Annotated in this window: 11 protein-coding genes; all 11 read right to left on the reverse strand. The window is 28.4% G+C overall.

Annotated elements, in window-relative coordinates:
* Position 1: 1 nt before the first annotated feature.
* The 11 genes from OW729_RS07250 to OW729_RS07300 all read right to left on the reverse strand — a co-directional run bounded on the left by OW729_RS07250 (position 2) and on the right by OW729_RS07300 (position 10,335).
* Positions 2-838: a PTS system mannose/fructose/sorbose family transporter subunit IID gene (locus OW729_RS07250; protein ID WP_268060810.1), complete on the reverse strand. Its 837-nt coding sequence runs from the start codon at positions 836-838 to the stop codon at positions 2-4.
* Positions 825-1,604 carry a PTS mannose/fructose/sorbose/N-acetylgalactosamine transporter subunit IIC gene (locus OW729_RS07255; RefSeq protein ID WP_268060811.1) on the reverse strand — a complete coding sequence of 260 codons (780 nt, stop codon included), beginning with the start codon at positions 1,602-1,604 and terminating at the stop codon, positions 825-827. Before OW729_RS07255 ends, OW729_RS07250 begins: the two co-directional genes overlap by 14 nt.
* Positions 1,605-1,618: 14 nt before the next feature.
* Positions 1,619-2,089 carry a PTS sugar transporter subunit IIB gene (locus OW729_RS07260; RefSeq protein WP_268060812.1) on the reverse strand — a complete coding sequence of 157 codons (471 nt, stop codon included), beginning with the start codon at positions 2,087-2,089 and terminating at the stop codon, positions 1,619-1,621.
* A 15-nt stretch (positions 2,090-2,104) separates the two neighbouring features.
* Positions 2,105-2,521, reverse strand: coding sequence for a PTS sugar transporter subunit IIA (locus tag OW729_RS07265; protein ID WP_268060813.1), 417 nt, complete (start codon positions 2,519-2,521; stop codon positions 2,105-2,107).
* A complete protein-coding gene (locus OW729_RS07270) occupies positions 2,518-3,354 on the reverse strand; it encodes a sugar phosphate isomerase/epimerase family protein (RefSeq protein ID WP_268060814.1) in 837 nt (278 codons plus the stop codon). The genes OW729_RS07265 and OW729_RS07270 overlap by 4 nt, the downstream gene beginning before the upstream one ends.
* 1 nt (position 3,355) lies before the next feature.
* Complete coding sequence (locus tag OW729_RS07275) at positions 3,356-6,097, reverse strand: sigma 54-interacting transcriptional regulator (protein ID WP_268060815.1); 2,742 nt, start codon at positions 6,095-6,097, stop codon at positions 3,356-3,358.
* 509 nt (positions 6,098-6,606) lie between these two features.
* Entirely contained in the window at positions 6,607-7,455 is an 849-nt protein-coding gene (locus OW729_RS07280) for a flagellin N-terminal helical domain-containing protein (RefSeq protein WP_268060816.1), read from the reverse strand.
* 117 nt (positions 7,456-7,572) lie between these two features.
* Positions 7,573-8,082 carry a hypothetical protein gene (locus tag OW729_RS07285; protein WP_268060817.1) on the reverse strand — a complete coding sequence of 170 codons (510 nt, stop codon included), beginning with the start codon at positions 8,080-8,082 and terminating at the stop codon, positions 7,573-7,575.
* Positions 8,083-8,432: 350 nt separating this feature from the next.
* Entirely contained in the window at positions 8,433-8,822 is a 390-nt protein-coding gene (locus OW729_RS07290; RefSeq protein ID WP_268060818.1) for a DUF3887 domain-containing protein, read from the reverse strand.
* On the reverse strand, positions 8,806-9,600 hold the full coding sequence (locus OW729_RS07295) for a YhfC family intramembrane metalloprotease (protein WP_268060819.1): 795 nt from the start codon (positions 9,598-9,600) through the stop codon (positions 8,806-8,808). Before OW729_RS07295 ends, OW729_RS07290 begins: the two co-directional genes overlap by 17 nt.
* A 39-nt stretch (positions 9,601-9,639) precedes the next feature.
* A complete protein-coding gene (locus OW729_RS07300) occupies positions 9,640-10,335 on the reverse strand; it encodes a sensor histidine kinase (protein ID WP_268060820.1) in 696 nt (231 codons plus the stop codon).
* Positions 10,336-10,940 lie beyond the last annotated feature (605 nt).

The following is a 10,940-nucleotide window of genomic DNA, read 5'->3' on the forward strand; positions in this document are numbered from 1 at the left end:
ATTATCCAAATAAACCAACACTTGCACCAAGTACACCAATTAAAATTGTTCCTAAAATAATGAAAATAGGATTTACTTTTTTACCTAACAACCAGTAGTAGAACCATGTCACTCCAAGTCCTATTAACCCTGGTATTATTCCATCTATAATTTCCTGCAATTTTTTAGCGGTTTCTCCAGACCCTATTTTCATTACTAGTTCTGTGTAAACCATATCTTTAGTCATTCCACCGATAACCATTATTCCTAAGATTCCTGCTGCAAACATAAGCTTGTCCATCATTCCATTTGCCTGCATCTTTGCAAGATAATTAAATCCTAATTCGTAACCTTTTCTTGCGCCAAAGAATCTAATGAAAAATGCCGGTATATTATATATTAAAAAGTAAAGTATTGGTCCTAAAATATTTCCCTGCACAGCTAGTGATAATCCTACTCCAAGAGCAATTACACGAATGGAACCAATAAATATAGAATCACCAATACCTGAAAGTGGTCCCATAAGAGCTGTCTTTACACTAGATATAGACTTAGACTCCACCTTACCCTTTGCATGCATTTCTTCCATAGATGCTACCACTCCTCCAACAAATGGAGCTAATTGAGGTGTTATATTAAAAAATTCTAAATGTCTTATTACAGCTTCTTTATACTTCTCTGGATCATCCTTATATATTTTTTTAAGAATAGGGTTCATCATCATGGCGAAAGGAAGATTCATCTGTCTTTCATAGTTCCATGAAAATTCCATTCCTAAACTTCCTTGATTTAAGACCATTTTATTTAAATCTTTTTTAGTAATAATTTTTTCATTATTTTCATCTTTAAAAGTCTTCATCTTCTAAAACACCCCCTACATTTGTTTCTATGGCAGGTTCATTTTTATTTGGATTCAAGAAATCGAATTTCACAATAACATAAATAACTCCTAGAATAGCAATTCCTAATACTGGAACTTTCATGTAAGCTGCCAACACAAATCCTAAAAAGAAAAATGGTACTAATTGTTTATTTAAGATCATTCTCATAAGCATTGCAAAACCAAGTGCAGGAAGCAACCCTGCTGCAGCACCCATACCATCAATTAATACTTTAGGAATAGCATCTAAAACTACTATCATTTTATCTACTCCAATGTAATAACCCGCAAAAACTAACACAAATCTCCTTAATACATTTAATCCTCCAATAATCCAGTGTATAAAATATATTCCTTTAATATTTCCTTTAGCTGCTGCTTTATCAGCATACTTTAGAATCATTGGAACAAAAGCATCAATGAAGTTTCCAACAGCTAGAGATAATAACGCAATAGGCATAGCTAGTGTCACTGCAACCTCAGGTCCCTTTTTTAAAGAAATAGCAAAGGCTGTTCCTAATACACCTCCTACAATGGTATCTGGCGGAATATAGGCACCTACAGAAACAGCCCCCATAAAGAATAATTCCAAACTAGCGCCGATTATAACGCCTTGTTGAAAATCTCCAAGAACAGCACCTACCAAAGGTCCTAAAACTATAGGTCTAAAAATGTATAAAGTTCCCATTTGGTAATCCATTACCCCAATTGCAGCAACTAAAGCAATTAATAAGGCCTGAACCATTTTAACACCTCCTTTTATAAGACGCTTCTAGCATCTATTTTTTTCTCACTTGCAATTTGTCTAATTTCAACCTCTATTCCTTTACCTATCAAATTTTTTAATATTTCCTCATCTTCTTTTGTAACAAAAACAGCCTTACTTATTTGTCTAGCTCCTTCAGTATCTTTTACCCCTCCTAAATTAACTGTTGTAATTTGTGGACATCCTTCCACTAATCTTGCTACATCTTTAATAGTTTGTACCACAATAAGTAGCTTATATTTATCTGTAACCCCACTATTTAACGCTTTGATTGAATTTTCAATATTTTTAATGACAAGCTTTACACCAGAAGGTTTCCCAAGCTTTAAAGTGGTTTTCCAAATTTCATCTTTTACCACCTCGTCACTAGCAATTAAAATACAATCTCCACCAATAGAATTCATCCAAGAAAATGCTACTTGTCCGTGTAATAAACGATGGTCTACTCTTACTAATTTAATCATAATATCCCCTTCTTTCTAAAAATCTTCTTCATCAGATTCTGAAAATAATGAGTTACAAAACAAAACACTTTCTGAACCTATTTTAGTCACATTCTCTAAAAGTTTTTTTGTATCATCTTCTGTTTTTTCTTGAACAAAAAGTTCAATGAGCATAGGTAGATTCATACCTGTTGATAAATAAAATTTTTCTCTTTTTAAGTAATTCATAAATTCATTATTTACACTTCCACCTAAAATATCTGTAATAACAATAATCTCGTCTTTCTCATTAAAAGTATTCATTAATCTCTCAACTCTCTTTTTAAAATCTTCACCTTGCTCCACATAAGCGTTTAAAATAGTAACCCTTTCTTGTTCGCCAACAATTAGCTTTACTGAAGCATATATACCTTCTGCAAATCTGCTATGACTTGCTAAAATAAAATGTCTCATATCTTTTTCTCCTTAATTATTTTGTTAAATGCTATAATAGACTTCTTATCAGCTTCAGAAGGGTTTTCATAATACCTTTCATTTGCTGTTTCTAATGATAGATATCCTTTATATCCCCATTTTTCTAAGTCTCTAATGTCTTGCTCAAGGTTTCTTTCCCCATCACCCCAAGCTAAGTGTCCTGTTGGAGTTCCATCTACAAAGTGAACATGTATAATATCATTACCAAAAGCTTGAAAGTACTCCTTAATGGACTCTCCCGCCTTAGCCATAGCTCCAAAATCAATACAAATTTTAAGGTAGTCTGAATTCACCATTTTTTTAAGTTTTTTAATATCTGATATATTGGTTACCAATTTAGATTCCATAGGTTGTAACGCTTCTATAGCCAAATAAATTTTTTTCTTTTCTGCATAAATAGCAATATCTTTAATCATATGGACACTTCTATTGAAAGCTTCTTCTAAATTTTCATTATAAAAAGCCCATCCAGATGTAATCACAATATGCTTACATCCTACTTCAGAAGCTACATCAATGGCATTACAAAAATATCTTTTTACATTTTCTTTCCTTTTATTATCTTTAATTGCAATATTATTGGGTTTAGGATTTGTTTGTTCTGGGCATATACTTATCACTTCTATTTGGTACTTCCAAGAAAGTTCTTTCAGCTTATTTACATCTTCATAATTTTTGTAATCCATGTAAAAATGCTGAGGACCTGTCCAAATCTCTACTGCTTTAAAACCATTTTCCTTAGCACTACTAAAGAAATATTCCAATGGATAAAATCTATAGTGACAATTCATTGCAGCTAACTTACAATTCATCTTATTTCTCCCCTCCCTTTCTATCATTTAAAATATAATCATATAAATAAGCTATTTCGCTGATAGGCATCTCTACATTATAATTCCTTAACATCAATTCAAAACTATTATGAACATGCTTTATAAAATCTGGGTGACTCTTTTCAAACCCATCTAAGTTATCATAAATTTCTATAGCATTTTTAGTAACCAATCTTTCAACAAGGAAACATATGTGTATATATATCCCTATAATTGTTTTACTTTGAAATTTTTGTCCTAATAAAACTTGGAGATGGCTTACAGCTTCAGAAACATAATCTAAAAGCTTATTTGCATTTAATATAGTTAAGTTTTCCATTACACTATGCAATGAAAAGTTTTTAAGTAATCTTTGGTTAAAAACTTCAATTTCTTCTTCACTTAAATATGGCTTAAGTGCTTGATGTACCTTTCTAATATCTTTAAAATTAACAATATCCTCTAAAGTAACACTATTAATGTTTTCAATATCTAGTGTGTATGGCTTTATCATTAATACCACATCATATTTCTTAAACAATATATCTTCTGATTTGTTTTTCATTAATTTTTTATAATCATAATCCAAGAACTTAAGCTGAATTTGTTTTGGTAAACTTTGTTTGAAAAGTTCAGATATTTTTGAACTTACTTTTTCTCCTGCATCACTAGTAAATACAATTGCAGTTTCTTTTTCTACTGCAGATATGAATTTATATTTGCATATACTTTCTTTGCAAACATTTTGTAAAATCTTTTCTATTCCCATCTGCTGTATTATTTTAAGTCCTACATTTAAAGCTAAACTAGTAGATACATTATTTACAATTCCAATATTTACATTACCTTTAACTTGCTCAATAACTCCTTCTAAAGATCCCATATCCACCATTAGAATGATGTTCTTATAGTAATAATTACTTTTAATATACTCATTTACTTTAAAAGCAACCTCTTCAATATCTGTATTTAGTGGCATATCTATAGCTTCAAAAAGATTCTCACCTAAAAGGCTGTTAACTGCATCAGATATACTAGAAGCTGTAGAATATCCATGACAAATTATAATTCCTACAATGTCTTGATTTTTAAGATTTTTATTGTAAAAATGAATATTTAATAGTATGAAAATTTGATTAATATAAGTGATTTTCACATCTAAAGTATTATTTATATTTTTAGCAATTTGTTTTGTTAAAACATATTCATTAGGTAATTCTTTAATCAAAGTCTCAAAACAACTTTTAATATTATGAAGTCTTTCTTTTTCCCAAACATTAATACTCGATTGTATTTTTTGTATAGCATTAAGTATTCTGCTAATTGTAAAACCACAATTTAAAGGTAAAGTAATTCGTGCTCTTGACTTTACATCTTCTAAAATATTATTGATCAACTTTTCTACAGCTTTTACACGACTATTTTTATACTTTTCTTCGAAAATAATATAATCATAATATTCCCGCATAAGATGAAACCCCTGGTCTAAAAACTCTGAAAATGTTATATTGTTTTTCTCATATTCTATATAGCAATCAATCAAATGATCAAAGAAGTAAAGTATATTAATACTAGTTTCACTTTTTTTAAAATCATGAATTGAAATAAGTTCTTCATCATTTAATTCAGATTTATAACTTGCATCTAAATGTGAAAGTATTTCACTTGGCAGATTGTATATATAAACATCTAAACTTTTATCATCCTTATGTTGAAGATAAGCATTTGCACATATTCTTTGGATACATTTTTTTAATCCATTTAAATTGTTACTAAAAGGATAATCCATAAGTACTTGAAGTAATCTTTTAGATACCTTTATATCTTTTTGAATTGTCTCTTCCTCCAATGTAAAAAATTTAAGTATAAATTCTATTTTCTCTTCTTCAGATCTAACATCCAAAGAAGGGATTTTAGCAACAACAGGTATGTTAATTAGTAGGTTTTGTGAAAGACTTTGATAAGGATCTTCTAATGTACTTAAAACTACACGTGTTCTAGAAGTTTGAATATTTTGAACATCATTTACACAAGTATACTTACCTAAACTTAAATATTCGCTTAATTTTTGCTGACACTTTTCACTCATACTTGAAGCATTGGAAATATAGATCATACCATCTTTGGCTTCTTCTAAAAGACCAGTTTTAATCTCACCTGAGCTTAAATTTCTATATCCAAATATCTCTTTTATATAATCTGTGGTTGTATTTTTTAGTATGATAATTTTTATATATTTACTTTCATTCTGTAATAACTTCTCATTTTTTAGAAATTCAAAAGTGAGATCTGCTAAAAATTCCTTTCCTACACCTTCTTCTCCATACAAAACAATAGGCAACCCTTGAGGAGGATATAGTAAAGCAGTTTTTAATTGGGTAATGGTATAACTTATGGATCCATTATTCCCTATGGCCTTATAAAAATCTTTTTGAACAAATTTATTTTTGGTTAAAGTTTTCATTAAATCTGATATGTTAAAAAATTCATGGTCTTCTATGATTTCTCCATATTTTTTCTCTATAGATTTTTTATCTAAGAAATATACAGGACGAGAATTTATTTTTATAAGTTCTCCTTCCTTATATAATTCATTAAGATATTGACTAGTAACAGATCTAGAAATATTAAAGTAACTGCTCATATGTTTAGTTGTAAAATAAGATAATTTTTCAATCTTAAATATTGGTGTTTGCTGAGAAAGATATTCTTTTAATTGTTCCTTTGTGCTTAAATACTTCATATTAAACCTCTTTCTTTTTTCTTAATTCGTCTATAAGCATATTAAAACAAAACTAAAACAATTTTCAAATCTCCATAAGAGCTTGTTCCTTTGTCTATATGCTATAATTATTTTTATGAAAAGTATGGAGATTTGATAAAATACAACACTATTGTAATCGTTTGTATTAATATCAACACTGTTTAATTAAATAATCACTTATTTTTTTTATTTATCAACTGTTGAAGTAAAACTAATTTTATTTTGATATTTGATCATTTTCATATAATATATTTGATTTTTTAGAAATGTAACTATTATAAAACACCCCACAACAATCCAAGTTTTAGATTGTTGTGGGGTGCATTGCTGAAGACAAAGCATAAAGCATGTTATAATAAGTTTTATATAGAATTATAATCTAATGAGAAATAGTAAATAAAGACGTATTAAAAAATCATATGAAGGGAAATAAAAGAGATCAAAAATACAAACTTAACTATCATAAAAAATAAATGAAAAGTATTATTTTAATTGTTCAAAGACTTCAATAATTGAATTGTACTTTCCTGTTGATTGAGTACCTGCGAAAATATTGCTTGGGCTGCTTGTTGAAGAACACTGTATTTAGTATAATTCATCATTTCTTTTGCCATGTCTGCATCCCTGATTCTTGATTCGGCTTCTGTTAAATTACATATTGTATTTTCTAAATAATTAATCCTATGCTCCAACATATTTGATGATGCTCCCAACCTGGACCTGAAGGATGAAACTTTATTAATAGCGTCATCAAAGATTTTTATGGCTGCTGACGCCTTTTCTGGAGTGGAAATATCCACCCCATCGCCCGTATCTCCATTTATCCCTAAAGCTGCAGAATTCATATTTTGAAACTTTATTCCAAAAAATTGGCCTTCGTTAGCTCCGACCTGAAGTTTTACTTCTCCTGCACCTGCTGGATTAGCATTCAACAGCTTAATAGTGTTGAATTCTGTATTGTTTGCAATATCATCAATCCCTTTTGTTAACTGATTGATTTCATCTTGGATACGCTTCCTGTCTTCGGGAGAATTCGTACCATTAGCTGCTTGTACTGACAACTCCCTCATTCTTTGAAGCATAGATTGAATTTCATTCACTCCACCTTCTGCAACCTGTATCATGGAAATTCCATCTTGAGCATTCCTTGATGCCATTTCCAATCCTCTTATCTGTGCTCTCATTCTTTCTGAAATTGCAAGTCCTGCCGGATCGTCAGCCGCCCTGTTGATTCTCTTACCCGAAGCAAGCCTTTCCATGGCTTTTCCAGCCAAAGCACCATTTATCATAATATTTCTATATGCAATCATAGCATTCGCATTATAATTAATTATCATAACAAGATCCCCTCTCGTGATATTACACACTGCATATTCACATGTGGAAGCTATTCTTATTATATCATAATATTTACATTCATCTCGTAACGAGTATAAAAATGTAAAAATAATTATTTATTCAAAAAAATACTTAGTTGGAACTAAGAATGTCCATGGTATTGTAACAATAGCAATAGTAATTGCTATTTTAAATCTTAACTTTGTATCTGCAATAAGTTCTTTAAAAGTATTTTTATAATTAAACTTAAATATAAAAAAACCTGACACAAACATTGTAAATAATATTATTATAACCGCCCAAGCATTACTAAAAGGATCATAACTTATTCCTGCAATTAATTCATAAGGTAACCCTAAGAAATCTCCACAAAGTGATAATAATAACAATATTGCAGCACCTATAATATCAGCTAAAAATCCAAATTTCCAAACTTCTGCTATGCTCTCTCTATAAAATGTTTTTAGATTTATTTTTGTATTTCCCAACTTAAACACATAAAAACAAGCTATTACTACCAATGAATCAATAATAAAATTACCTATAAGTGTTATAAATATTATTGGCGGGTAAAACATTAAAACCCAAATAGGAAAGATTACGTTATATAACTTTATTTGTTTCATATTTTTCTCCTTAAGTTAAAATATATTTTTTGAGTTTTATATAAAATAATATTAGAATACAATCACGCATGTCCAATTATACCATATTAAACCTTATTTGTTATATAAAAACTATGGATATAAAATTCTGTTCACTTGTATTAATTATAACTTTTTTGCTTTCAAAAGAAATAGACTTTCACCATCAAGTTGTTACCCATGCTAGGTACACATAAAAAAAGTGAGGTACTCACCTTTTAATGAGTTCCTCACTTATCATAATATTTTATATCAATAGTATATATTCGATTATTATATAATATCGTTCTTCACCCCCACTTTTAAGAATATGGAAGTATTAGAGCAAGTAGTCATCGCATAAAAATACCATTTAACTTCATATCTTTATTGAAAGACAATGTAAATATAATCTTACCTTTTTCATATTTTGCTGTAGCTACAACTACAGCATTATTATTTTTTTCTTGAAATGCTATATTAGATATGGAATCATACTTTCCTAAATTTTTAAAATTACCCCATGCTTCTTTTAACTTACTTGCAGGCAATTTATCCTTTAATACTGAATCAAATTTTGCCACAACATCATCATATTTTTCATTGTCTAAATTGCTTATAATCTCCTCTGATGCAATCTTTAACTTATCTTCACTATAAGCAGAACTTAATTTTTTAGCACCACATCCTCCAAGCATCATAATACATAAAATTATTGCCATAAATTTAAATAATTTCTTCATTTTTATATACATCTCCTTTAAATTTATATCTTATTTTTATAGAGAATATTAATAATGCTATAGCACAAATTCCACACCAAAGTTCAACTACATATACGTTAAAGCCTAATGTAGGCAAAATACCAACAACAGCATCAATACTTCCATGAATCAATATAGCTAACCATAAATATATTTTCTTTTTTTTATTTATTCCGTATAGTACCAATAAGGTTAGTCCAACATGAAGACTAATAGCAAATATCCTTTCAATACCTCCAAGTAATACATCCATACCGGTTACTGCCTTAAACATTTCTCTAATTTTTTCTTCACTAATGCCAAATTTACTAGCATCATAACTTCCCTTATGCAAAGAAATTAATATTAATAAGTTTTGTATACTAGCGACACCTGATATAATCATAGCTTCTATTCCACCATGTCCTATTCCAAAAGAAATTCCATCAAACCAGCTTCTTTTTTTCTTAAGAGCTAACTTAAATCCTAAAAATCTACCTATTTCCTCAAATAATCCAGCAGTTATGCCTAAAAATATACAGTAAATTATAGGATAAAAAGCAGTCATGGTATTGTACCAATCTATCTTAGGTAAAATATGCTGAATAATTGGTATTCTTAAAAACACTTGGGATATTAAAAATACCAAAATGCCTATAAAAAATGATTTTAATCCAGATCTTTTATTCATTATTAGGTAAATAAGATAACCTATTGGTATTCCAAAACATATAATAATATTTATGATCAAGCATAATATTATTATTGAAAATTTCATGAAATCAACTCCTTTAAATACCTCTTATAGCCCCCTATATTAATTATTAGGAATAACTATATTTACTTTAAAAGCTTTTTCATCATATTCAATTCTCATGTTTCCCTCATACTTTTCTAATGCTCTCTTTATATTTTGTAGCCCAATGCCATTATGATTTTTCTTGGTTGATTTAAAGTTTCCATTATCTTTTATAGGTGGTTTTTCTAAAGCATTAGTTATGTTTATTACAATAAAGTCATTAAATTTATCAATTCTTAAAAATATAACCTTATTCTCAAATGTATCTTTCGCACATTCTATTGCATTATCTAAGAGATTGGAAAATATAGTTGTAACATCTATGTCCTTGATAAATTCTATGTTTACATCTCCTATTTTGCAATCTAAACTTATATTAAAATTCTCTGCTCTCTGCATTTTATCATTGATAATTATGTTTAACACTTTGTTAGTTGTATAATATTTTTGACCAAGCTTATCAAATATTTTATATATGTCTTCAGTATATTGTTCAGCTTTTTCATGCTCATTAATCTCATATAGATTTTCTATGGTCTGTAAATGATTTTTTACATCATGAACAATTTTTCTAGAATTTTCATATTTACTTTCTAAAGACGTATAATATTCATACTGAATTTTAGCTTGCTGCTCATAAAGCTGCAATTCATTTTTAAGTTCATTGTTTTTTGATATTGATTGAAATATATTTGTAATAAATATATTTAGCACAATAATGGAAACAATATTTGTTAATAATAAAATTATATCTTCCATTGATAAATAAATTTGAATATACATCATTAAAGTAGTGATATAAAAAATACTAAATATAGGGAGTACTAGAAAGTTCAAATACTGTATAGATGTGATCTTCTCAATTTTTTTCTTTCTATAACATATTATGAATAATCTTGAAACACTTAAATTAACAAATTGCACTATTATGGAAGCTGTTATAAGAAATATATCAGCACTATAAAAATTAATATTAAAATTTAAGCTAATTATTGAAAATATAAAATTAATTATAATTTGAAAAACCACCAAACTCACTATATACATACAGTAATGTAAAATATATATTTTCTTCTTATTATAAAGGAAGTGTCCAACTATTGATGTAGCAACCATAGTTACAATTAAATTCGAAAGCTCACCACAAAAAATTTTAGATATTAAAATTACTATAGTAAACAATACATAAGCTGAGAGTGTAAAATAATCTGTGTAAACTCCATAAGAATTGATATAATATTCTTATAAAAATGGAGGGTGCACAGATTATGTCTTTTTCAAGAAAAGAACTTATTAAACAATTAATTAAAGAGACAAAA

This window comes from Clostridium brassicae, from assembly GCF_026738875.1.
GTDB lineage: Bacteria > Bacillota > Clostridia > Clostridiales > Clostridiaceae > Clostridium_H > Clostridium_H brassicae.